Below are 21,706 nucleotides of genomic sequence, written 5' to 3'. Positions count from 1 at the left end.
GGTGCCCCTTTGGTTTTTTTGGTCTTGGCAGGGTTCAAGGTTTCGGATAACGCGCCTTACGCTCCAGATCGTCTAGATCGATATGGTTGCGCATATATTGCTGACTGGCGTCTACCAGCGGCTGGTGATCCCAACTCTTCAGCTTGCCGATTGCCAGCGACCTGGCGACGAAGCGCCGACGACGCTGGCTGGCGAGCACCTGGTGGTGTATCGCCGGAATGTCCCACTTGGCCCGTGCTTCAGCCATGAAATCAAAGAACAACGCCTGGTGTTCAGCCGACTGGCTGAGGTCTTCCAGTTCCTTCGGATCGTTTTGCACATCGAACAGCAGGCACGGATCCTGTTCCGAATACATGAATTTGTAGGCGCCACGACGAATCATCATCAGCGGGCTGACCGTACCTTCGGCCATGTATTCGCCGAATACTTCATCGTGTCCGCCCTCGCCCTTGAGGTGCGGCATCAGCGAGCGACCATCCAGCGGCAAGCCACTGTCCAGCTCGCCGCCGGCCATATCGACGAAGGTCGGCAACAGGTCGGCGGTGGACACCGAAGCGCTTACCCGGCCTGCCTTGAACTGGCCCGGAGCGTAGACCAGCATCGGTACCCGCGCGGCCATTTCGAACCAGTGCATTTTGTACCAGAGGCCTTTTTCGCCGAGCATGTCGCCATGATCGCCGGAGAACACAATGATGGTGTCATCAGCCAGGCCGGTGTCTTCAAGGGTCTTGAGCAGCTTGCCGACGTTGTCATCGATATAGCTGCACGCACCGAAGTAGGCGCGACGAGCGTCACGAATCTTGTCGACGGGCATCGGCTTGTCCCACAGGTCATAGACCTTGAGCAGACGCTGGGAATGCGGGTCAAGGGCGTCCTGATCGGCGTGGGCCGGTGGCATCGGGATATCAGCATCGTCGTACAGGTCCCAGAACGGCTTGGGAATGGTGTACGGGTCATGAGGGTGAGTCATCGAAACGGTGAGGCAGAACGGCGCGTCGCCATCTTCACGGATGTGATCGAACAGATACTGCCGGGCTTTGAAGACCACTTCTTCGTCGAAGTCGAGCTGGTTGGTACGCACGCACGGGCCGGCTTGCAGCACCGACGACATGTTGTGGTACCAGCTCGGGCGCACGTCCGGCTCGTCCCAATTCACTGCCCAGCCATAGTCGGCGGGGTAGATATCACTGGTCAGGCGCTCTTCGTAGCCGTGCAACTGATCCGGGCCGCAGAAATGCATCTTGCCTGACAGCGCGGTCTTGTAGCCCATGCCGCGCAGATAGTGGGCGTAAGTCGGAATATCGCCTGGGAAATCGGCGGCGTTGTCGTAGGCGCCGATCTTGCTGGGCAACTGGCCACTGACCAGGGTGAAACGCGAGGGTGCGCACAGCGGGCTGTTGCAGTACGCGGAGTCAAACACCACGCCTTCGGCGGCGAGGCGGCTCAAATTCGGCATCTTGATTGGAGATGGGGCGTAAAACGGCAACATCGGCGCGGCCATTTGATCGGCCATGATGAAAAGAATGTTCTTGCGCTTCATGTTTTCGCGGCATTCCATAGTGAATATTTATGCGACAGTGCTGGCATTCACTATGGAAGCCATGGGTTTGGCGGTAAAGCCCACACAAAACAATAGCTAGGATAAGTACAGCTTATGTTTGAAAGCCTTGGGGAAATGTCTCTGGATTTGTTGCGAGCCTTCGAGGCTGCCGCACGTCTGCGCAGTTTTACCGCTGCCGCCATCGAACTGGGCACCACCCAGCCTGCGGTCAGCCAGCAGATCAAGCGCCTGGAGGAGCAACTGGCGACGCGCCTGTTCGACCGGATCTACCGAGGCATCGAACTGACCGAAGCCGGTGAAGTGCTGTTCAGCCATGTGCAGGCCGGTTTGCAGTCCATGGACAGCGGTCTGATTGCCGTTACCGGCCACCATCAGCACGAGGTGTTGCAGGTGGCGACGGACTTCGCCTTCGCCGCCTACTGGCTGATGCCGCGTCTGCATCGCTTCCACAAGGCCAACCCGGATGTCGACGTCAGCCTGGTGACCAGTGAGCGCAGTCACAGCATGTTGCGCGCCGATATCGATGTGGCTGTGCTATTCGGTGATGGCCGTTTCAAGCAGGGCGAGAGCCGCTGGCTGTTCAGCGAAGAAGTGTTCCCGGTATGCAGTCCGCAGCTACTGGCCGGTCGCGAGCCGCCGTTGCCCATTGACGTGTTGCGCGAGTTTCCGCTGCTGCACCTGCGTGGCGAAGGCAGCAGCAATTGGTTCGATTGGGCCGGGGTCTTCCGCGCCCTGAAAATCCCCCAGGCACCTGCGCCGGGGCAGTTGCGCTTCGACAACTACACGTTGCTGATCCAGGCGGCGATTGCTGGAGAAGGCGTGGCCATCGGCTGGCGCCATCTGGTGGACAACCTGCTCGATCAGGGTCTGCTGTGCCGTCCGGTGGAAGCTACAGCGATCTCGGCGTACGGCTATTACGTGGTTCTGCCGCAGCGCAAGCGACGGGTGCAGATCGTTCAGCAGTTCGTTGACTGGTTGGCCAGCGAGCAGTCACGCAGCGGCGATCATTTGGGTGGTCGACCGTTGCCATCGATTGCGGTGTGAATCTTGATCCAGGTCTGTGGATAGGTTGCGCAGACAGGCACACTCACTTTTTTGCTCTTTTGGAGGGATTCAGTAATGCCAGAAGTTCAGGGCTATCATGCCCATGTCTATTTCGACGCCGACAGCCTCGACCAGGCGCGGGTCCTGTGCGAGCAGGCGACGGAGAAATTCGGCCTGAAGATGGGCCGCATCCACGAGCGGCTGGTCGGGCCCCATGTGGACTGGAGCTGCCAACTTGCCTTTGGCCATGAGTGCTTCGCCGACGTCATGCTGTGGCTGGCGCTCAATCGCAAAGGCCTGGTAATACTGATTCATCCCCTGACTGGCGACGATCTGGCCGACCACACTGAACATGCGATGTGGATGGGCGAGGTACGGCCGCTGGATGTGGGGATGTTCAGGGTGTGAAGTGGTTCACCGCCGGTAGGGGCGAAATCTGTGGGAGCGAATTCATCCGCGAAGACGGTATTTCAGACGATACAGATGCCTCGGATGTACCGGCCTATTCGCGAATGAATTCGCTCCCACAGGTGTTCCATTTACAGGTCGCCGCGTTGGATCAATTCAACACACCCTGCAGAATCTCGTAGACGATCCCGGTACCAACGGCGATCAGCACGACGTCGGTGCCGGTACGGCGCCATTCGTAGCCGTCATACTGCGGCAGATATTGCAGCGAGCGCTGATCCAGACGCTTGCCGTAGCCCCGTGGCAACGGGTGGCCCTTGACGATATGGATATTCGGCGGCAGTGGCTGGCCACGGCCAATTACGTCGCGATGTTGTTGAAAAGTGTGACGAACATCGTCGAAATTGTCTGGCGGACGGTTGCCACCGCGATTGTTGCCGCGGTCGTTGCCATGGCCATTACCTTGCGGACCAGGACCATGTTGTTGGCCATGATTGTCATCAGGGCCACGGCGCTGATCGTGATCATCCGCATGAGTCAACGGGCTGATGCTGATCATCAAGATGCCCAGCCCGGCGAGCAAACGGTTCGGCAATTTCATGGGTGTTACTCCTGGATAATTCAGAGCGACAAAAAAGGCCCAGGACAGAGGTCCTGAGCCTTTCTATGTCGTACCTGATTAGTACCAGTAATGGCCTAATGATTCCTTTGTATCAAAACATTTACCTTCAGCTGACACGGGCCTTGCGCACGCCTTCGGCCAGTGCAGCACACAGGCTCAGGACGTCATCGACAGCCTGGTCCGGCGAAGCGGCGTTGGCGATCTTGTCCACCAGTGCCGACCCTACCACCACGCCGTCAGCCAAGCGGGCAATCGCAGCGGCCTGCTCCGGCGTGCGGATGCCGAAACCGACGCTTACTGGTAGCGAAGTGTGGCGACGCAGGCGGGCAATGGCTTCGCTGACGTGTTCGGTGGTGGCTGAACCGGCACCTGTCACACCGGCTACCGACACGTAGTAAACGAAGCCGGAGCTGCGTTCCAGCACGGTCGGCAGGCGCACGTCATCGGTGGTCGGCGTGGTCAGCCGGATAAAGTCGATACCCGATGCCTGGGCCGGAGTCGCCAGTTCGGCGTCGTGCTCAGGCGGCAGGTCAACGATGATCAGGCCATCGACGCCAGCGGCCTTGGCTTCAGCGACGAAGGCTTCAACACCAAAACGATGGATCGGGTTGTAGTAACCCATCAACACGATAGGCGTGGTCTGGTTGTCGACGCGGAATTCGCGAACCATTTGCAGGGTTTTCGGCAGTGTCTGCCCGGCATCCAGAGCGCGCAGGGTCGCCAGCTGGATTGACACGCCATCGGCCATCGGATCGGTAAAGGGCATGCCCAGCTCGATCACATCGGCGCCGGCAGCAGGCAGGCCCTTGAGGATTTTCAGGGAGGCGTCATAGCCAGGGTCGCCAGCGGTAACAAAGGTCACCAGAGCCGAACGGCCTTCAGTCTTCAGTTCGGCAAAACGTTGTTCGAGGCGGCTCATACCAGCTTCTCCTGAGTTTTTTCGGCGGCGGCCATGTGGTTCATGACGGTTTGCATGTCTTTGTCACCGCGACCGGAGAGGCAGACCACCATCAGGTGATCATCGCGCAGGTTGGTGGCGCGCTTCATGGCTTCGGCCAGGGCGTGGGCCGTCTCCAGAGCCGGGATAATGCCTTCCAGGCGGCAGCAGTCGTGGAAGGCTTCCAGCGCTTCTTCGTCGGTGATGCTGACGTATTCAACGCGTTTCACTTCGTGCAGGTAGGCGTGCTCCGGGCCGATGCCAGGGTAGTCCAGACCTGCCGAAATCGAGTGGGCATCGGTGATCTGGCCATCGGTATCTTGCAGCAAATAGGTGCGATTACCGTGCAGTACGCCGGGAACACCGCCGTTCAGGCTGGCTGCGTGCTTGTCGGTATCGACCCCGTGACCACCGGCTTCGACACCGACGATCTCGACGCTGGCGTCATCGAGGAACGGATGGAACAGGCCCATGGCGTTGGAACCGCCACCCACGCAAGCGATCAGGCTGTCCGGCAGGCGGCCTTCCTTCTCTTGCATCTGCACTTTGGTTTCCTTGCCGATGATCGACTGGAAGTCGCGAACCATCGACGGGTAAGGGTGCGGACCGGCCACGGTGCCGATCAGGTAGAAGGTGTCATCGACGTTGGTAACCCAGTCACGCAGGGCTTCGTTCATGGCGTCCTTGAGGGTGCCGGTGCCGGAAGTGACTGGCACGATTTCAGCGCCCAGCAGCTTCATGCGAAATACGTTGGCCTGTTGGCGCTCGATGTCGGTGGCGCCCATGTAGATCACGCAAGGCAGGCCGAAACGGGCGGCGACGGTGGCAGTGGCGACACCGTGCATGCCGGCACCGGTTTCGGCAATCAGGCGCTTCTTACCCATGCGCAGAGCCAGCAGGACCTGGCCGATGCAGTTGTTGATCTTGTGCGCGCCGGTGTGGTTCAGCTCTTCGCGCTTGAAGTAGATCTTGGCGCCGCCGCAGAACTCGGTCAGGCGCTCGGCGAAGTACAAGGGGTTCGGGCGACCGATGTAATCACGCTGGAAGTAAGCCAGTTTCTCGTTGAATTCAGGATCCGCCTTGGCCGCTTCGTACTCGCGGTTCAAGTCGAGGACCAGTGGCATCAGGGTTTCGGCGACATAGCGGCCGCCAAACGAGCCAAACAAGCCGTTGGCGTCGGCGCCTTTGCTGAAATTGGTCTGGGTCATGGGACCTCCACGTTTTGAAGTAATGGGATTAGCCGGTTGGGCAATGAACACACTTTAACCAGCGCATGTGACGAAGAAAATCGATAAGATCGCCGCAACCTGTCAGGAAAACTCACAGATATCATGAGCCGAGATCTTCCGCCCCTGAACGCCTTGCGCGCCTTTGAAGCCACCGCCCGTCTGAACAGCGTCAGTCAGGCTGCTGAACAGCTGCACGTCACCCATGGTGCGGTCAGCCGCCAGTTGAAAGTCCTTGAAGAACACTTGGGCCTGGCGTTGTTCAGTAAGGATGGGCGCGGCCTGAAACTCACAGATGCCGGCATACGCCTGCGTGATGCCAGTGGCGAGGCCTTCGACCGGTTGCGCGCGGTGTGCGCCGAATTGACTCATAACAGCGCTGAGGCGCCCTTTGTGTTGGGCTGCTCGGGCAGTTTGCTGGCGCGTTGGTTCATTCCCCGGTTGGGGCGCCTGAACGCTGATTTGCCGGACCTGCGCCTGCACTTGTCGGCGGGCGAAGGTGATCTCGATCCACGTCGACCGGGCCTGGATGCCCTGCTGGTCTTCGCCGAACCGCCTTGGCCGGTGGATATGCAGGTATTCGAGTTGGCCAGCGAGCGTATTGGCCCGGTGCTCAGCCCGCATTTCACTGGTTCCCAGGCCCTGCAACAGGCTCCCGCCCAGGCATTGCTGGGCGAAAGCCTGCTGCAAACCACCTCGCGGCCGCAAGCCTGGCCCAGTTGGGCGCAACAGAATGGCATCGATCCCCAGGCCTTGCGTTACGGCCAGAAGTTCGAGCATCTGTATTACCTGCTTGAGGCTGCAACGGCGGGCCTGGGCATCGCCATCGCCCCCGAACCGCTGGTAGCTGACGACCTGCGCGCCGGGCGTCTGGTTGCGCCTTGGGGTTTCAGTGAAACCCCGGCGCAACTGGCGCTATGGGTGCCCAAGCGCTCGGCGGACGAGCGCGCCCGCCAATTGGCGCAGTGGCTCAAGACGGAGCTAGAGGGTTAGCCTTAAGGTGGCCCGAGCGACCTGTTCGCGTATGAATCCGCTCCCACAGGTGCGATTTGCTTTTGTGGGGGCGAATTCTCTCGCGAATGATAATTTCGCACGTACCGATCAGTTAGCGCGCTTGCACAGCAGGTAAGCGGCCAGCAGACCCACAGCACCAACCGCTACACCGGCAGTAGTCCAAGGGTGTTCCTGGGCGTAGTCACGAGTAGCGACGCCGGTTTCGCGGGTTTTGACTTTGACGTCTTCGTAGACGTCGCTAAGCAGGCCGCGGGAATGGCTCAGGGCGCGCTCGGCGCTGGCCTTGAGGCTTTTCAGGGTCTTGTTGGACTCTTCGGAAGCGTCGTTTTTCAGGCTTTCAAGGGATTTGAGCAGGCTTTCGATTTCCGCTTCCATGCTTTGCAACGAGGCTTTACGAAGTGAATTAAGAGCCATGGTGTTTCTCCTTCAGGGTGAGAGGGTGTGTTGTTTCCGACTACAGCACTTCGCGAAAGTGCAACGCAGCTTCAGATCAAATATCTGAACTTCTCCCAGGAATTTGCCCACAGAGGTAAGGAGCGTCAGCACTGCTACGCTCCTACTCACCCTTTAGGAGAACTGCCATGACTGATCACCACACCTACAAAAAAATCGAGCTGGTTGGCTCGTCTACCACCACCATCGAAGACGCCATCAACAACGCTCTGGCCGAGGCAAGCAAAAGTCTCAAGCATCTGGAATGGTTTGAGGTGACGGAAACACGAGGCCATATCGAAAATGGCAAGGTCCAGCACTATCAGGTGACGCTGAAAGTCGGTTTCCGCATCGCCAATAGCTAAAAGCTGAACTTTTGCGCTGGCCGATTGCCACAACCTTTGACAAATACGTCGACATGGCTAATGTTTGCGGGCGATTTCCCCTTCGCGAAATCGTCTGTTTCAGCCTGATCAGGGAGTTTGACCGATGAAGAAGTTATTGTTGGCAGTGGGTCTGTTGAGTCTTGCCGGTGGCGCCATGGCGGCAGGCAAGCCTTGCGACGAATTGAAGGCTGATTTGGACGCGAAACTGCAAGCGAAAGGCGTTAAATCCTATTCGCTGGAAGTGGTCGCCAAAGGCGCTGCGGGCGACCAGAAGGTTGTCGGCTCTTGCGACGCTGGTACCAAAGAGATCGTCTACAAGCGCGGTTGATTGGTTGAGCTTTTAAAAAAACCGACCCTATCAGGCGTCGGTTTTTTTATGTGTGATATGCCACCCTGTGGGAGCGAATTCATTCGCGAAAGCGGCATTTCAGGCCATAAAGATCTATCGAATGTACGGGCCTCTTCGCGAATGAATTCGCTCCCACATTTGCCTTCCCTTTATCCCTTTATCCCTTTGCGATTTGCGCCAGAATCTCGTAAGAACGCAACCGATCGGCATGCTCATACATATCGCAGGTAAAGATCAGCTCATCGGCGTCGGTCTGTTCCAATAGCACATCGAGTTTGGCGCGAATTTTTTCCGGGCCGCCGACCATCGCCAGTCCCAGGAAACTCGCCACCGCTTCGCGCTCATGGGGCAGCCACAGGCCGTCCATGGTTTTGACCGGCGCGCGCTGCATCAGGCTTTGCCCGCGCATCAGGGCGAGGATGCGTTGGTACACCGAAGTTGCCAGGTAGTCGGCCTGTTCATCGGTATCAGCCGCCACCAGAGGCACGCCGAGCATCACGTACGGCTTATCCAGCACCGCCGATGGTTTGAAGTGGTTGCGATAGACGCGAATCGCTTCATGCATGTAGCGCGGCGCGAAGTGCGAGGCGAAGGCGTAGGGCAAACCGCGCATGCCCGCCAGTTGCGCACTGAAGAGGCTCGAACCGAGCAGCCAGATCGGCACTTCGGTGCCAGTACCTGGAACGGCGATCACCTTTTGCTCAGGTTTGCGCGGGCCGAGGTATTCCATCAGTTCGGTGACATCGTCCGGGAAATCATCGGCACTGCCCGAGCGCTCGCGGCGCAGAGCGCGGGCGGTCAATTGGTCAGAACCGGGCGCCCGACCCAGACCCAGATCGATACGGCCGGGATAGAGGCTCGCCAGTGTGCCAAACTGCTCGGCGATGACCAGTGGTGCATGGTTGGGCAGCATGATCCCGCCAGCGCCAACCCGAATGGTCGAGGTGCCGCCTGCCAGATAGCCCAGCAACACCGCAGTCGCCGAACTGGCGATGCCATCCATGTTGTGGTGTTCGGCGACCCAGAAGCGCTCGAAACCCAGTTTTTCAACGTGGCGAGCCAGATCGAGGGAGTTGTGCAGGGAATGGGCAACGCCTTTGTCCTGGCGCACGGGCACCAGATCGAGGGTGGAAATCTTCACATCGGCTAAACGTTTCATAGGCCGCAACATATCCTCATCAGGGAGTACGCAGGCCGGTCGATCAATTTTTGGCCGGTCTTCACGCACAGAATTAGCTTTAGTGTGTATGGGCAGACGGTCAGTTATCAATGGGCAGTAACAAAAAAGTCCTACGGTGGTGGTAGGTTTTTATCGCTCGTTGAACTTTTCAAAGCCGTCTATCCTCAGAACCTCATACCCGTGCGAAACCCCCTCACACCTTAAAGTCAGGAGACACCATGAGCATTGTCAAGAAAGCGTCCGCCCACTGGGAAGGTGACCTGAAGTCCGGTATCGGCAGTATTTCCACTGAAACCGGCGTGCTGCGTGAAGCACCTTACGGCTTCAAGGCCCGTTTTGAAGGCGGCAAGGGCACCAACCCGGAAGAACTGATCGGCGCGGCCCACGCGGGCTGCTTTTCCATGGCGCTGTCGATGATTCTGGGTAATGCCGGTCTGACTGCCGAGAGCATCGATACCCAGGCCGAAGTCACATTGGATCAGGTAGACGGTGGCTTTTCGATCACAGCCGTGAAGCTGATCCTCAAGGCGAAGATTCCGGGCGCAACCCAGGAACAGTTCGATGAGCTGACCAAAAATGCCAAAGAAGGCTGCCCGGTCTCCAAAGTGCTGAACGCAAATATCACCCTGGACGCCACGCTGCTCAGCTGATTGAAGCCGCGTTGCACCGATGACCTGCCCGGCCCGTCTGGGCAGGTCGTTTTTTTATGCTTAGCCAAGGAGTCGAGCATGAAACGTATTTTGCTGGCCATTGCCTGTTCTGCGCTGTGCACTGCGGCCCTGGCCGCGCCCAAACCCTGCGAAGAGCTCAAGGCCGAGATCGAAGCGAAGATCCAGGCGGCAAACGTCAATGCCTACACCCTGGAGATCGTCAGCAACGACGATGTGCACGATCAGAATATGGTCGTGGGCAGCTGCGAAAACGGCACGAAGAAGATCATCTACCAGAAGAACGATCGCTGATCAGATGCAATTGATATCGCCTTCACGGGCGACTTCCCGGCGCTCGGCATCAAACAGCCGTGCGGTGATGTCATTGGCGATATGGCGCACCTCAAGCTTGTAGCGCTCGCCTGCGGCAAAGTGGTCGTAGCGCACGTCGATATAGCAGGTCAGCTCGTTATACAGGTCCATTGTCAGGCCCAGGCCACCGGCCTGATACTCGTAGTCATAACGCACTTTCAGCGTATGGCTACCGGGCGCCATCTGGAAATAACGCCCGTCGTAGGTGGTCTTGCCATCGAGCTTGTCAGCCATCACCAGCTTGCCGGTAAAGGTATGCATATCGACCCAGGCCTGTTGCGGATCGACTGCGGGCAGCGGTCCGGCGCATCCGGCCAAAGTGGCGACGCAGGCAAGGATAACGAGTGGATAGCGCATCATGGGTCCCCAGGCTGAACGAACTGCCGATGATAGTTGCATTTGAGCCAGGCCGTGCGGCATAACGAAAGACGTTTTTTACCTGCGGGCTGCATATGCCGAGACTCAATGTATTACGCCCCGCACTGATGCTGGCGGCGGTATTGCTCAGCGGTTGTTCGAGCCTTTCTTACTACAGCCAGTTGGTCGATGGCCAGCTCAGCCTGCTGCGCGCCCGCGAGCCGGTGGCCGATGTGATTGCCGACCCCAACCGCGACCCGAAACTGCGCGAGCGCCTGCGCCATGCACAAGCCGCGCGAGACTTTGCCAGCCAAGTGTTGCACCTGCCGGATAACCGCAGCTATCGCCTGTATGCCGATCTCCACCGTCCTTACGTCGTCTGGAATGTCTTCGCCACCGATGAGTTTTCCCTGGCCCCCGTCACCCACTGCTTCCCGATTGCCGGTTGCGTGGCCTATCGCGGCTATTACAGCCAGGGCGGCGCCCGGGGCGATGCGGCGTTGCAGCGTCAAACGGGCAAGGATGTCTATGTCAGCGGTGTCGAAGCCTACTCGACCCTGGGCTGGTTCGATGACCCGATCCTCAGCTCCATGTCCGGTTGGGGAGACGAGCGCCTGTCCACTTTGATCTTTCATGAGCTGGCCCATCAGCGCTTCTATGTGAAAGACGACACCGAGTTCAACGAGTCCTACGCCAATTTCGTCGAGCAGGAGGGCACCCGCCAATGGCGCACCGCCCAGGGCCTGCCACCGGAAAGCCAGGTCCAGGCCCGGCAGCGCGAGCAGTTCATTGAACTTGTGCTGGATACCCGCGAGCGCCTGAAAACCCTGTACGCCCTGCCCTTGTCAGCCGCCGAGATGCGCACCCGCAAAGCCGCCGAATTCGAGCGCCTGCGCCGTGATTACCGCCAGATGCGGGATAACCAGTGGCATGGCGACAAGCGTTTCGATGCCTGGATCAATGCGCCGTTGAACAACGCCAAACTGTTGCCGTTCGGGCTGTATGACCAGTGGGTGCCGGCGTTTGCGGTGGTGTTCAAGCAGGTGAATGGGGATTGGCCTGCGTTTTTCACCGCCGTGGAAAAGCTCGGTCGCCTGCCCATCGATGAGCGCAAGGCAGCACTGCAAAAGCTGATGCCCTGAAGGTTACCCACCTTTTGGACACAAATTGTCTGGGAGCGAATTCTGTGGGAGCGAATTCATTCGCGAAAGCGGCATTCCACGCGACGAATATGTACCGAATGTACCGGCCTCTTCGCGAATGAATTCGCTCCCACAGGTCCTGCCACAGGGAGATATATCAGCGCTTGGCAAACGCCTCGCGCAGATCTGTCATCGTCTCAAAGTGATAAGTCGGTGCCTGCCCCGCCAACTCCTCATGGCTGCCAAACCCATACCCCACTGCCGCCACATCAAGCCCGTTACGCATGCCGCCAATCAGGTCGTGCTTGCGGTCGCCGACCATCAGGGTTTGCGCCGGGTCCAGGCCTTCTTCGGCCAGCAGATGGGCGATGAGGTCGACCTTGTCGGTACGGGTGCCGTCCAGCTCGCTGCCGTAAATCACTTTGAAGTAACGCGCGAAGTCGAAGTGCCGGGCTATTTCACGGGCGAACACCCAGGGTTTGGATGTGGCGATGTACAGGGTCCGGTTCTGCCCGGCCAGGGTGTCGAGCAGTTCAAACACGCCGTCGAACACGCGGTTTTCATACAACCCGGTAACCTTGAAGCGCTCGCGGTAGAAGCCCACGGCTTCCCAGGCCTTGGCTTCGTCGAAGCCGTAGAACTGCATGAACGCCTGCAACAGTGGTGGGCCGATGAAGTGTTCCAGGCGGGTGATGTCCGGCTCATCGATCCCCAGGCGCGCCAGGGCGAACTGGATTGAGCGGGTAATACCTTCGCGTGGGTCGGTCAGGGTGCCGTCGAGGTCGAACAGAATCGTTGGGTAATGCATGGGGTATCCGTTGGCAGATTCAGGGTTCAGGCGCGGTCGTAGCCTTCGGCCAGGTGCTGATCCTTGAGTTTCACGTAGTTGGCAGCGCTGTACGGGAAGAAGGCGATTTCCTTCTCGGTCAGGGCGCGCACCTGTTTGACCGGACGACCGACGTAGAGAAAGCCGCTTTCCAGCACCTTGCCCGGCGGCACCAGGCTGCCTGCGCCGATGATCACTTCGTCCTCGACCACGGCGCCGTCCATGATAGTGGTGCCCATGCCGATCAGGATGCGGTTGCCGACCGTGCAGCCATGCAGCATGGCTTTGTGGCCGATGGTCACGTCGTCGCCGATCAGCAGCGCGAAGCCGTCCGGATTGAAAGGCCCGGCATGGGTGATGTGCAGCACGCTGCCGTCCTGCACGCTGGTGCGGGCGCCGATACGGATGCGATGCATGTCGCCGCGGACCACGGTCAGTGGCCAGATCGAGCTGTCGGCGCCGATGTCTACGTCGCCGATAACCACTGCCGTTGAATCGACAAAGGCCCGTTCGCCGAGGGCGGGAGTGTGTTGCTGGAACGTGCGGATGGCCACGATAGGCTCCTTCTTTGCGCGCGATAGTCGCGGGATCGGGGTCTGCTTGCTGCGGTGAGCGCCGATTGTAATTAAGATGCTCGGGTGTTTCTTCCAGCCAAGGTGCAAAACCGTGAGCGCGAACAACCCTCTTTTGCAATCGTACGACCTGCCAGCCTTTTCGGCGATCCGTGCCGAGCATGTAAAACCTGCCATCGACCAGATTCTCGCTGACAACCGCGTGGCCATTGCCGATATCCTCGCCAAGCAGGGCAAGACGCCGACCTGGGCTGGCCTTGTGCTGGCCATGGACGAACTCAACGCGCGCCTGGGCGACGCCTGGAGCCCGGTCAGCCACCTCAACGCCGTGTGCAACAGCGCCGAGCTGCGTGAAGCCTATGAGTCCTGCCTGCCGGGCCTGAGCGCTTACTCCACGGAGCTGGGCCAGAACCGTGAGCTGTTCCAGGCCTATGAAGCCCTGGCCAACAGCCCGGAAGCCGCCGGTTTCGACGTGGCGCAGAAAACCATTCTCGAACACTCCCTGCGTGACTTCCGTCTGTCGGGCATCGATCTGCCGCCCGAGCAGCAAAAGCGTTACGCCGAAGTGCAGAGCAAGCTGTCGGAGCTGGGCAGCCAGTTCTCCAACCAGTTGCTGGATGCGACCCAGGCCTGGACCAAACTGGTCACCGATGAGTCGGCCCTGGCCGGTCTGACCGAGTCCGCCAAGCAGCAAATGGCCGCCGCGGCCAAGGCCAAGGATCTCGACGGTTTCCTGATCACTCTGGAATTCCCCAGCTATTACGCGGTAATGACCTACGCCGAAGACCGTGCCCTGCGCGAAGAGGTGTATGCCGCCTACTGCACCCGCGCCTCGGATCAGGGCCCGAATGCCGGGCAGAACGACAACGGCCCGGTGATGGAGCAGATTCTCGATCTGCGTCAGGAACTGGCCCGGCTGCTGGGCTTTGCCAGCTTTTCCGAGCTGAGCCTGGCGACCAAAATGGCCGAATCCAGCGACCAGGTGCTGACCTTCCTGCGTGACCTGGCCAAACGCAGCAAGCCGTTTGCCGCCCAGGACCTGCAACAGCTGCGCGCCTACGCTGCCGAACACGGCTGCCCGGACCTGCAAAGCTGGGACAGCGGTTTCTACGGCGAAAAACTGCGTGAGCAGCGCTACAGCGTGTCTCAGGAAGCCCTGCGTGCCTACTTCCCCATCGACAAAGTGCTGTCCGGGCTGTTTGCCATTGTCCAGCGCCTGTACGGCATCGAAATCGTCGAACAGAAAGGCTTCGATACCTGGCACCCGGATGTACGCCTGTTCGAGATCAGCGAGAAGGGCCAGCACGTCGGCCGCTTCTTCTTCGACCTCTATGCCCGCGCCAACAAACGCGGCGGTGCCTGGATGGATGGCGCTCGCGATCGTCGTCGCACCGTTGACGGCCACCTGCAGAACCCGGTGGCCAATCTGGTTTGTAACTTCACCCCGGCGGTGGGCGGCAAGCCTGCGCTGCTGACCCACGATGAAGTCACCACCCTGTTCCACGAATTCGGCCATGGCCTGCATCACTTGCTGACCCGTATCGAGCACGTCGGTGTCTCGGGCATCAACGGCGTGGCCTGGGATGCGGTCGAGCTGCCAAGCCAGTTCATGGAGAACTGGTGCTGGGAGCCGGAAGGCCTGGCACTGATCTCCGGTCATTACGAGACCGGAGCAGCCCTGCCTCAGGACCTGCTGGAAAAAATGCTTGCCGCCAAGAACTTCCAGTCCGGCTTGATGATGGTCCGCCAGCTGGAGTTCTCGCTGTTCGACTTCGAGCTGCACGCCACTCACGGTGATGGCCGCAGCGTCGCGCAAGTGCTTGAAGGCGTGCGCGACGAGGTGTCGGTCATGCGTCCACCGGCCTACAACCGCTTCCCCAACAGCTTCGCGCATATCTTCGCTGGCGGTTACGCGGCGGGTTACTACAGCTACAAGTGGGCTGAAGTGTTGTCGGCCGATGCCTTCTCGCGCTTCGAGGAAGACGGCGTGCTCAATGCCGAGACCGGTCGCGCTTTCCGTGAGGCGATCCTGGCCCGTGGCGGTTCCCAGGCACCGATGGTGCTGTTCGTCGATTTCCGCGGACGCGAGCCCTCGATTGACGCACTCTTGCGCCATTCAGGCTTGAGCGAGGAAGCGGCAGCATGACCGATACACCGCTGATCGTGACCAAGAAGCGCTTTATCGCCGGGGCGGTTTGCCCGGCGTGCAGCGAACCCGACAAACTCATGATGTGGAGCGAGAACGACGTGCCGCATCGTGAGTGCGTCGCCTGTGGATACAGCGATACGCTCAATGCCGACGGCAACTCTGTGCCCAAGGAATTGGGCACGCGGGTCAATAAGCCAGTGGTCAAACCGGCTGATCCGAAGGTGCAGGGCGTACAGTTTTTCCCGAATCCGAAGCTGAAAAAGCCGGTTGATCCCCATTAACGCGGGGCGGTAATTCAATTGTGGGAGCGAATTCATTCGCGAAGGCGGTTTTGCAGACGATAAATATTTATCAAATGTCCCGGCCTCTTCGCGAATGAATTCGCTCCCATAACAGTTTATGCAAACTGGCATCTCGCCTTTCATCTCGCGAGACTGGTGATCTGGACGGGTTTCTTTATACTGTACAAATAAACAGTATAGAGAGTCGTCCCCATGTCCATTGCTCTCCCGCCTCGCGGTCGCGGCACGGCGACCAATCCGCATAATCGTTTCGCGCCCAACCGCTCGGTGGCCGAGGACGACGGCTGGTATCAGGAAGTGCCGATGACTCAGGGCACTCAGGTGACTACCGAGACTGCCAAGAGCATCATTACCCGCAACAGCTCGCCGGATATTCCCTTCGACCGCTCCATTAATCCGTATCGCGGCTGCGAACACGGCTGTATCTACTGCTATGCGCGCCCTTCTCACGCCTATTGGGACATGTCGCCGGGGCTGGATTTTGAAACCAGACTCATTGCCAAGACCAATGCCGCCGCCCTGCTCGAGCAACAGCTGTCCAAGCCCGGCTATACGGTGGCGCCGATTACCCTGGGTGCCAACACCGATCCGTACCAGCCCATCGAACGTGAATACAAGATCACCCGCGCAACCCTTGAGGTACTGCTGCGCTACCGCCATCCGGTGAGCATCATCACCAAAGGCTCGCTGATCCTGCGCGACCTGGATCTGCTGGCCGAATTGGCCAAACAGCGACTGGTCTCGGTTTATATCAGCCTGACCACCCTGGACGACGAGCTCAAACGTATTCTCGAGCCCCGTGCCGCCGCGCCCAAGGCCCGGTTGCGGGCGATCCGCGTATTGCGTGACGCACGTGTGCCGGTAGGGGTGATTTGCGCGCCGATGATCCCGATGATCAATGACAACGAACTGGAAAGCCTGCTCAACGAGGCTCATGCAGCCGGTGCGCAGAGTGCCAGTTACATCATGCTGCGCCTGCCCCTGGAGGTGGCGCCGTTGTTCGAAGAGTGGTTGCAGGCGCATTACCCGCAGCGGGCGGAACATGTGATGAGTCTGGTACGCCAGAGCCGTGGCGGGCAGGTGTATGACAGCCGCTTCGGTTCGCGCATGCGCGGTGAAGGGCCATTTGCCGACCTGCTGGCCCAGCGTTATGCCGTGGCAATCAAGCGCCTGGGGTTGAACCAGCGGCGCGGGTTCAGCCTGGATTGCACGGCGTTCTGCCCGCCGGGTGGGCAGATGTCGTTGTTGTAGGAATATGTCGTATGTTTTTGTGGGACCGGCTTTAGCCGGGAAGGCACATGCAAATTCGATACATTTTTATCACTGCCAAATTGTTTTCCCGGCTGAAGCCGGTCCCACAGGTTATGCCCCCGGTGGTCGGTTGGATTCAGTTTCAATTAAGCTTTGCAGACTAGTCTGTCGCTTGAAGTGGCTTGTGGATGTCATCAAAAACGGAATTTTCCGACATACAGAAAAGAAAACGCTTCGAGATAAGGCAATAATCCACATCAATCCGTCAGAGAGGATGAGACATGAGCGACATGGATAAACAGACGTTGGCTGCATCGGCGCCAGCAGCAGACAGCCCCGAGGCAGCCTTGCAACACATCGTTGATGGCTTCAAGCACTTTCGCAAGGAAGTCTTCCCGGAGCAGGAAGAGCTGTTCAAGAAGCTCGCGACCGCGCAAAACCCGCGAGCCATGTTCATCACCTGCGCCGACTCGCGCATCGTTCCCGAACTGATTACCCACAGCTCTCCCGGCGACTTGTTCGTGACTCGTAACGTCGGTAACGTCGTGCCGCCTTATGGGCAGATGAATGGCGGTGTTTCCACCGCTATCGAGTACGCGGTACTGGCTCTGGGCGTGCAACACATCATCATCTGCGGTCACTCCGACTGCGGCGCCATGCGTGCCGTGCTCAACCCCGACTCCCTGGAAAAAATGCCGACGGTCAAGGCCTGGCTGCGCCACGCCGAAGTCGCGCGCACGGTGGTCGAAGACAATTGCCATTGCAGCGGCGAAAAAGAAACCATGCATGTGCTGACCCAGGAAAACGTCATCGCCCAGTTGCAGCATTTGCGTACCCACCCTTCGGTTGCGTCGAAGATCGCCAACGGCCAGCTGTTTATCCATGGCTGGGTCTACAGCATCGAGACCAGCGAAATCCTCGCCTACGACGCCGAGCAGGACACGTTCCTGCCCCTTGATGGCAGTTCGCATATACCCGTTGCGACACCCAAGTCACGGTTCTAGCCGTACGAGCTGAACACGACTAACGGTCGAATCCTTCTTTAAGCCTGACGCTGCGCTTCATACGCGCGGCAGGGCTTTGCCATGTCTGAAGAAAAACCCGGAGAGTCGTCATGGGTGCTACAGAACTGAAATCGTTGTTGCCACGGGAGCTGCTGGCGTCCGTGGTGGTGTTCCTGGTTGCCCTGCCCTTGTGCATGGGGATCGCCATCGCCTCGGGGATGCCCCCGGCCAAGGGGCTGATCACCGGTATTATTGGCGGTCTGGTGGTGGGCTGGCTGGCGGGGTCGCCGTTGCAGGTCAGTGGTCCGGCTGCCGGGCTTGCGGTGCTGGTCTTCGAACTGGTGCGCGAGCACGGCATGGCCATGCTCGGGCCTATTCTGCTGCTGGCCGGGTTGATGCAAGTGTTGGCCGGGCGTTTCAAGCTCGGCTGCTGGTTCCGGGTCACGGCGCCGGCGGTGGTCTACGGCATGCTGGCGGGGATCGGCGTACTGATCGTGCTATCGCAAGTGCATGTGATGTTCGACAGTGGCCCGAAACCTTCGGGGCTGGATAACCTGATTGCCTTCCCCACGACTCTGGTTGGCGCCTTCGGTCCGGGTAGCGCCCTGTATGCGGGGTTGTTGGGGTTGGGCACGATCCTGATCATGTGGCTCTGGGAAAAGCGCCGTCCGCAGGCGCTACGCTTCGTGCCAGGGGCTTTGCTGGGTGTGGGTGCGGCCACGGCTGCCAGCCTGCTGCTGGCATTGCCGGTCAAGCGCGTAGAGGTTCCCGCGAACCTGGCCGAAGCCATCGACTGGCTGCGTCCGGCCGACCTGCTCAATCTGGCGGATCCGGCCATTCTGGTCGCAGCCTTTGCGGTGGCCTTTATCGCCAGTGCCGAAACCTTGTTGTCGGCGGCGGCGGTGGACCGCATGCACAGCGGTGTGCGTTCGGACTTCGATAAGGAGCTGAGCGCCCAGGGCGTCGGCAATATGCTTTGCGGTCTGGTGGGTGCGCTGCCGATGACCGGTGTGATAGTGCGCAGTTCGGCAAACGTTCAGGCCGGGGCCAGGACGCGGATGTCGGCGATGTTCCACGGCCTGTGGCTGCTGGCCTTCGTATTGCTGTTGTCCAGCGTACTGCAGAGCATTCCGGTGGCGAGTCTGGCGGGTGTTCTGGTCTATACGGGCCTCAAGCTGGTGGACCTCAAAGCCTTTCGCGGGCTGGGTCGCTACGGGCGCATGCCAATGTTTACCTACGCAGCGACGGCCATCGCGATCGTCTCCACGGACCTGCTGACCGGGGTGCTGATCGGTTTTGCCCTGACCTTGATCAAGCTCGCATTCAAGGCAGCACGCCTGAAAATCAGCCTGGTTGAGCTGCAGCCGGAAGGGGAAATGGAGTTGCGTCTGATCGGTGCCGCGACCTTTCTCAAGGTGCCGGCCCTGACCCAGGCCCTGAACAGCATACCCAAGGGCAGCACCGTGCATGTGCCGTTGAATAACCTGAGTTACATCGACCACTCATGCCTGGAGTTGCTGGAGGAATGGGGGCGCGCGAATGCGGCGCAAGGCTCGCGACTGATCATTGAATCCCGAGGCTTGAAGCGGCGACTGGAGGGACGTGTGCGGACAACGGTGGGAATGGGAGGCGCGGCATGATGGAAATGCAGCCCGCAGTTGCCTGCGGGCCTTATACGGCAGGGGCTTTAGCCCTTGCCTTGTTCCATTTCCAGGCCAATGCCCAGTTGCCGTGACAGGCTCGGCCAACGCTTCCAGGCAGCCTCGGTATCGGGGCTGGCAAGGCGGTCGCGATAGGCTTCCACGGACTCCAGGGCAAAGCTGTCATCGTCGAGCATGCCGTCCACCGCATGGTGCACGGCTTCGTCCAGCTGATTGGCGAACTCTTCGCCGATCAACTGGTGAGCGATAACGCTGGCGACCGTCGTGTTGGACGGAATCAGCGGCTGGCCGAAATGCTTGATGTACAGATCGTTTACTTCCTCCACCAGACGATGGGCCAGATAGGCTTCGTCCAAGAGGCTGTCGAGTCCTTCGTGGCCTTCCATGATGGCCGGAGGAGCGGTGAAAAAGTGCTCGGCAATCTTCAGTACTGGTTTGATCTGACCTTCGATGCCCGCTTCGACGGCTACTTCATGGGCGGCGTCCAGCAGGTCCGGGACCAGATCGATATAGGCGGTGACAAAGCGGGTCAGTACGTCCCGTGCATCGACTTCGGGTAAATGAATGGCTGGGTGCAGGTGTGGCAGTTGGACTTCCAGTTGCTTTACCAGTTGGCCAGTTACGGCCTCGTGCTGATGGGCACGTTGTATCTGCTCGCGCAAAGCGGCGGTGTTCATGCAGTCTCCTGAAAACGGAAAAACCAGGCTGTTATTGATGGGAAGTCATACGTTAGCTCGCCTAAACGAATTGCTAAGACGTATTTGTCATAACGGCGTCACCTTTATGTGTGATAGCGACTAAAAAACCCTGCTTTTATGGGATTTATCATTTTTTTCATGATCGCAGGCGGGGTGACGACCGGACTTCGGGCTATTTGCGCGCCTTGCATGCGGCAGGCGCTGTCTATACTGCGACCTGAAAGGAAGATGGCTGATATCCAATTGCCTCCCTGCTCCAGCAGGTCAGGCGTGGGTCGGAGTATCTTGTGACAGCCAGCTCCCTTGTCCGCAGGTCATCACTTGCGGGAGATAAGAAAAACAGGGGAGCCCCGCAATGATGCGACATCCACACGCCTGGATGGGCCTGTTGTCGTGGTCGTTATCCGGTGAGGCGCTGGCCGCATGGACAACGAACATGGCGCCGGGAGTGACGCAGGTCAGTCAGGCCGTCTTCGACCTGCACATGACCATCTTCTGGATCTGTGTCGTGATCGGCCTGATCGTCTTCGTGGCCATGTTCTGGTCGATGATCGTCCACCGCCGCTCCACTGGCCAGGTCGCTGCCCGCTTTCATGAAAGCACCACGGTCGAAATTCTCTGGACCGTCATTCCCCTGCTGATCCTTGTCGCCATGGCCGTGCCAGCGACCCGCACGCTTATCCATATGTACGACAACAGTGAGTCGGATCTTGATATCCAGATCACCGGCTACCAATGGAAGTGGCATTACAAATACCTGGGTCAGGACGTCGAGTTCTTCAGCAACCTGGCCACGCCCGCCGAGCAGATTCATAACCAGCAGGCCAAGGGCGAGCATTACCTGCTGGAAGTGGACGAGCCACTGGTCGTGCCGGTGGGGGTGAAGATCCGCTTTCTGGTCACCGCCGCCGACGTGATCCACTCCTGGTGGGTGCCGGCGTTTGCGGTCAAGCGCGACGCTATCCCCGGTTTCATCAACGAAGCCTGGACCCGCATCGACAAGCCCGGCATCTACCGTGGCCAGTGCTCCGAGTTGTGCGGCAAGGACCATGGCTTCATGCCTATCGTCGTCGACGCGCGTTCCCAGGCCGATTACGACACCTGGCTGGCCGGGCGCAAAGCCGAAAGCGCCAAGCTCAGGGAACTGACGAGCAAGGACTGGACCCGGGAAGAGCTGGTCGAGCGCGGCGACAAGGTCTACCACACCACCTGTGTGGCCTGTCACCAGGCCGAGGGCCAAGGCATGCCGCCGCTGTTCCCGGCGCTCAAGGGTTCGAAAGTGGCCACCGGGCCGGTGGAAGAACACCTCAAGACCGTATTCAACGGCCGTCCGGGCACGGCAATGGCCGCCTTTGGCAAGCAACTCTCGGAAGTCGATATCGCCGCCGTGGTGACTTACGAACGCAATGCCTGGGGTAATAACAAGGGCGATATGGTCACGCCCAAAGACGTGCTGGCCCTCAAACAGGCGCAGAGCAAATGAACGCGACGATGATGAGGCGAATGGCGACTTGTGGGAGCGGGTTCATCCGCGAAGTCGGTAGTACGGGCGATAAATATCTG

General features: G+C 59.4%; 24 protein-coding genes. 14 read left to right on the top strand and 10 right to left on the bottom strand.

Annotated features, from left to right (window positions below; all coding sequences use genetic code 11):
* Nucleotides 1-34: 34 nt before the first annotated feature.
* The gene (betC, locus tag ACCD02_RS01545; RefSeq protein ID WP_413298180.1) at nt 35-1,540 is read right to left on the bottom strand and encodes a choline-sulfatase; all 1,506 of its coding nucleotides are present in this window, start codon (nt 1,538-1,540) and stop codon (nt 35-37) included.
* Nucleotides 1,541-1,654: 114 nt separating this feature from the next.
* Between betC and ACCD02_RS01540 the strand changes: the two genes are divergently transcribed.
* Together ACCD02_RS01540 and ACCD02_RS01535 are read left to right on the top strand one after the other, a co-directional pair.
* Nucleotides 1,655-2,605 carry a choline sulfate utilization transcriptional regulator gene (locus ACCD02_RS01540; protein WP_413298179.1) on the top strand — a complete coding sequence of 317 codons (951 nt, stop codon included), beginning with the start codon at nt 1,655-1,657 and terminating at the stop codon, nt 2,603-2,605.
* A gap of 75 nt (nt 2,606-2,680) precedes the next feature.
* A complete protein-coding gene (locus ACCD02_RS01535; protein ID WP_413298178.1) occupies nt 2,681-3,013 on the top strand; it encodes a DOPA 4,5-dioxygenase family protein in 333 nt (110 codons plus the stop codon).
* Nucleotides 3,014-3,164: 151 nt separating this feature from the next.
* On the opposite strand, the gene ACCD02_RS01530 is transcribed toward ACCD02_RS01535, so the two are convergent.
* The 3 genes from ACCD02_RS01530 to trpB form a co-directional block, all read right to left on the bottom strand.
* Nucleotides 3,165-3,614: an anti-virulence regulator CigR family protein gene (locus ACCD02_RS01530; RefSeq protein ID WP_413298177.1), complete on the bottom strand. Its 450-nt coding sequence runs from the start codon at nt 3,612-3,614 to the stop codon at nt 3,165-3,167.
* 127 nt (nt 3,615-3,741) lie between these two features.
* On the bottom strand, nt 3,742-4,554 hold the full coding sequence (gene trpA / locus ACCD02_RS01525; RefSeq protein WP_413298176.1) for a tryptophan synthase subunit alpha: 813 nt from the start codon (nt 4,552-4,554) through the stop codon (nt 3,742-3,744).
* Nucleotides 4,551-5,780, bottom strand: coding sequence for a tryptophan synthase subunit beta (trpB, locus tag ACCD02_RS01520; protein ID WP_413298175.1), 1,230 nt, complete (start codon nt 5,778-5,780; stop codon nt 4,551-4,553). Before trpB ends, trpA begins: the two co-directional genes overlap by 4 nt.
* Nucleotides 5,781-5,903: 123 nt before the next feature.
* On the opposite strand from trpB, the gene ACCD02_RS01515 reads away from it, so the two are divergent.
* Nucleotides 5,904-6,791, top strand: coding sequence for a LysR family transcriptional regulator (locus tag ACCD02_RS01515; protein WP_413298174.1), 888 nt, complete (start codon nt 5,904-5,906; stop codon nt 6,789-6,791).
* Between the two features lie 108 nt (nt 6,792-6,899).
* Here the strand turns inward: ACCD02_RS01515 and ACCD02_RS01510 are convergent, their stop codons facing one another.
* Nucleotides 6,900-7,226: a DUF883 family protein gene (locus tag ACCD02_RS01510; RefSeq protein WP_413298173.1), complete on the bottom strand. Its 327-nt coding sequence runs from the start codon at nt 7,224-7,226 to the stop codon at nt 6,900-6,902.
* A 167-nt stretch (nt 7,227-7,393) separates the two neighbouring features.
* On the opposite strand from ACCD02_RS01510, the gene ACCD02_RS01505 reads away from it, so the two are divergent.
* Both ACCD02_RS01505 and ACCD02_RS01500 read left to right on the top strand, forming a co-directional pair.
* Nucleotides 7,394-7,609, top strand: a complete 216-nt coding sequence (locus ACCD02_RS01505; protein ID WP_413298172.1) for a dodecin — start codon at nt 7,394-7,396, stop codon at nt 7,607-7,609.
* A gap of 124 nt (nt 7,610-7,733) precedes the next feature.
* Nucleotides 7,734-7,958: a DUF1161 domain-containing protein gene (locus ACCD02_RS01500; protein ID WP_413298171.1), complete on the top strand. Its 225-nt coding sequence runs from the start codon at nt 7,734-7,736 to the stop codon at nt 7,956-7,958.
* A 178-nt stretch (nt 7,959-8,136) separates the two neighbouring features.
* Here the strand turns inward: ACCD02_RS01500 and ACCD02_RS01495 are convergent, their stop codons facing one another.
* A complete protein-coding gene (locus ACCD02_RS01495; RefSeq protein ID WP_413298169.1) occupies nt 8,137-9,138 on the bottom strand; it encodes an LLM class flavin-dependent oxidoreductase in 1,002 nt (333 codons plus the stop codon).
* Between the two features lie 239 nt (nt 9,139-9,377).
* On the opposite strand from ACCD02_RS01495, the gene ACCD02_RS01490 reads away from it, so the two are divergent.
* Both ACCD02_RS01490 and ACCD02_RS01485 read left to right on the top strand, forming a co-directional pair.
* Nucleotides 9,378-9,809 carry an OsmC family protein gene (locus ACCD02_RS01490; protein WP_413298168.1) on the top strand — a complete coding sequence of 144 codons (432 nt, stop codon included), beginning with the start codon at nt 9,378-9,380 and terminating at the stop codon, nt 9,807-9,809.
* A 78-nt stretch (nt 9,810-9,887) separates the two neighbouring features.
* Complete coding sequence (locus ACCD02_RS01485) at nt 9,888-10,121, top strand: DUF1161 domain-containing protein (RefSeq protein WP_413298167.1); 234 nt, start codon at nt 9,888-9,890, stop codon at nt 10,119-10,121.
* On the opposite strand, the gene ACCD02_RS01480 is transcribed toward ACCD02_RS01485, so the two are convergent.
* Nucleotides 10,122-10,538, bottom strand: coding sequence for a hypothetical protein (locus tag ACCD02_RS01480; protein ID WP_413298321.1), 417 nt, complete (start codon nt 10,536-10,538; stop codon nt 10,122-10,124).
* A 95-nt stretch (nt 10,539-10,633) separates the two neighbouring features.
* On the opposite strand from ACCD02_RS01480, the gene ACCD02_RS01475 reads away from it, so the two are divergent.
* Nucleotides 10,634-11,680, top strand: a complete 1,047-nt coding sequence (locus tag ACCD02_RS01475) for an aminopeptidase (RefSeq protein WP_413298165.1) — start codon at nt 10,634-10,636, stop codon at nt 11,678-11,680.
* Nucleotides 11,681-11,837: 157 nt separating this feature from the next.
* On the opposite strand, the gene ACCD02_RS01470 is transcribed toward ACCD02_RS01475, so the two are convergent.
* On the bottom strand, nt 11,838-12,488 hold the full coding sequence (locus ACCD02_RS01470; RefSeq protein WP_413298163.1) for an HAD family hydrolase: 651 nt from the start codon (nt 12,486-12,488) through the stop codon (nt 11,838-11,840).
* A gap of 26 nt (nt 12,489-12,514) precedes the next feature.
* Complete coding sequence (locus ACCD02_RS01465; protein ID WP_413298162.1) at nt 12,515-13,060, bottom strand: gamma carbonic anhydrase family protein; 546 nt, start codon at nt 13,058-13,060, stop codon at nt 12,515-12,517.
* A 112-nt stretch (nt 13,061-13,172) separates the two neighbouring features.
* Here ACCD02_RS01465 and prlC point away from each other — a divergent pair, with 112 nt between their 5' ends.
* From prlC to ACCD02_RS01440, 5 genes are all read left to right on the top strand, one after another.
* Nucleotides 13,173-15,224 carry an oligopeptidase A gene (gene prlC, locus ACCD02_RS01460; protein ID WP_413298161.1) on the top strand — a complete coding sequence of 684 codons (2,052 nt, stop codon included), beginning with the start codon at nt 13,173-13,175 and terminating at the stop codon, nt 15,222-15,224.
* Nucleotides 15,221-15,508, top strand: coding sequence for a YheV family putative zinc ribbon protein (locus ACCD02_RS01455; protein ID WP_413298160.1), 288 nt, complete (start codon nt 15,221-15,223; stop codon nt 15,506-15,508). Before prlC ends, ACCD02_RS01455 begins: the two co-directional genes overlap by 4 nt.
* Nucleotides 15,509-15,721: 213 nt before the next feature.
* On the top strand, nt 15,722-16,780 hold the full coding sequence (locus ACCD02_RS01450) for a PA0069 family radical SAM protein (protein WP_413298159.1): 1,059 nt from the start codon (nt 15,722-15,724) through the stop codon (nt 16,778-16,780).
* Between the two features lie 290 nt (nt 16,781-17,070).
* Nucleotides 17,071-17,784, top strand: coding sequence for a carbonic anhydrase (locus tag ACCD02_RS01445; protein WP_413298320.1), 714 nt, complete (start codon nt 17,071-17,073; stop codon nt 17,782-17,784).
* 110 nt (nt 17,785-17,894) lie between these two features.
* Complete coding sequence (locus ACCD02_RS01440) at nt 17,895-19,424, top strand: SulP family inorganic anion transporter (protein WP_413298158.1); 1,530 nt, start codon at nt 17,895-17,897, stop codon at nt 19,422-19,424.
* Between the two features lie 47 nt (nt 19,425-19,471).
* Here the strand turns inward: ACCD02_RS01440 and ACCD02_RS01435 are convergent, their stop codons facing one another.
* Entirely contained in the window at nt 19,472-20,122 is a 651-nt protein-coding gene (locus ACCD02_RS01435) for a hypothetical protein (protein WP_413298157.1), read from the bottom strand.
* Nucleotides 20,123-20,498: 376 nt separating this feature from the next.
* Between ACCD02_RS01435 and coxB the strand changes: the two genes are divergently transcribed.
* Nucleotides 20,499-21,626, top strand: coding sequence for a cytochrome c oxidase subunit II (gene coxB / locus ACCD02_RS01430; protein WP_413298156.1), 1,128 nt, complete (start codon nt 20,499-20,501; stop codon nt 21,624-21,626).
* Nucleotides 21,627-21,706: the final 80 nt, after the last annotated feature.

Source organism: Pseudomonas sp. Pseusp88 (assembly GCF_047303955.1).
GTDB lineage: Bacteria > Pseudomonadota > Gammaproteobacteria > Pseudomonadales > Pseudomonadaceae > Aquipseudomonas.
This window is presented reverse-complemented; position numbering and strand designations above follow the sequence as displayed.